Raw genomic sequence first — 1,061 nt, 5'->3', positions numbered from 1 at the left:
GCGGTCAACTGCGCGGCGGCGGCGTGCGCCTCACGGGCCCGGTCACCGGTGGCGGTGATCCACTGCCGGTGCAACGCCCGCCCGATCTCGCCGGGTCTCCCCGGCGCGTCCGCGCCGAACGAGACCTGCGCGGGGTCGGCGGCGGTGACCGAGCGGGACAGCGCGGTCAACGTGGCGCTCGCCTCGTCGATCCGTGCGGCCAGGGCACGAAGGGTGTCCATGTCACGCCCCCGTCAGTGGCCGGTAGGCGGTGAACGTCTCGTTGTGCAGCTTCTCCCGGGCCCACTGGGCGGCGTCCGCCGCGGCGACCACCGCGGCCCGCACCGAACCCGCGACGTCACGCGGCTGGCGGGCGTGCAGCGGGCCGAGGAAACGCACGTCGGTGATCCGGCCACCGGCGGTCACCACCACCTCGACGAGGCCGTCCGGCGACCGGACGGTGACCTCGACCGTCGCCACGGCCTGGTCGAACTCGGCCTGGAGGGACTCGATCCGACGGTAGCGTCGGACCGCCTCCTCGATCCACGCCTCGTCGATCTCGCCCCGAGGCATCAGCGGACTCCTCCCCAGTCGCCCTCACTGTGCGTACCGCCGCCGTCACCACGGCACACCGGACCGTACCGCACCAGAATCGGGCGTGTCGATGCCTGCGCGGATCCCGGAGCCGACCGCTCCGTCAGGACTCGGCATCCGGTGGGACGCGGGCCGGGGTCAGCCCTTCCAGAGGGCGAGCATCATCGACTCGACCGCGATCCGGGGCTTGACGTTGGCCTCGATCGCGGACCGGCAGGTGAGCACCGCCTCCAGCCGCCGCAACGCCCCCTCCGCCTGCCACTTGCGGGCACCGGCGTCGGCCAGTTCGACGGTGTCGGTGTGCACCGGCGCCACCGGCGCCGACCATGCCACGGCGAGTGCGTCCCGATAGAAGGCGGCCAGGTCGACCAGGGCCCGGTCCAGCGCGTCCCGCTGAGCCCGGGTCGCCCGGGACTTCTGACGGCGCTCCAGCTCCTTCAGTTGGCCGGCGGAGCCCCGGGCGGCCCCCGCCGCGCCCCGGCCGGTGC

2 protein-coding genes and 1 pseudogene are annotated in these 1,061 nt (G+C 74.5%); all 3 read right to left on the bottom strand.

The window, feature by feature from the left end:
- Positions 1 to 221: hypothetical protein (locus EYA84_RS32260; protein ID WP_131057903.1), on the bottom strand; the 221-nt coding region annotated here is incomplete at its 3' end.
- 1 nt (position 222) lies between these two features.
- Positions 223 to 552, bottom strand: coding sequence for a YbaB/EbfC family nucleoid-associated protein (locus EYA84_RS32255; RefSeq protein WP_131057902.1), 330 nt, complete (start codon positions 550 to 552; stop codon positions 223 to 225).
- 159 nt (positions 553 to 711) lie between these two features.
- A pseudogene (locus tag EYA84_RS32250) lies at positions 712 to 1,061 on the bottom strand (DNA polymerase III subunit delta'); the annotation flags it as partial.

Source organism: Verrucosispora sp. SN26_14.1, from assembly GCF_004307965.1.
Classification (GTDB): Bacteria; Actinomycetota; Actinomycetes; order Mycobacteriales; family Micromonosporaceae; genus Micromonospora.
This window is presented reverse-complemented; position numbering and strand designations above follow the sequence as displayed.

Bases quoted from the DNA above. Each gene is read 5' to 3' on its own strand.
- EYA84_RS32255 (WP_131057902.1), bottom strand. From the start codon at position 552: ATGCCTCGGGGCGAGATCGACGAGGCGTGGATCGAGGAGGCGGTCCGA.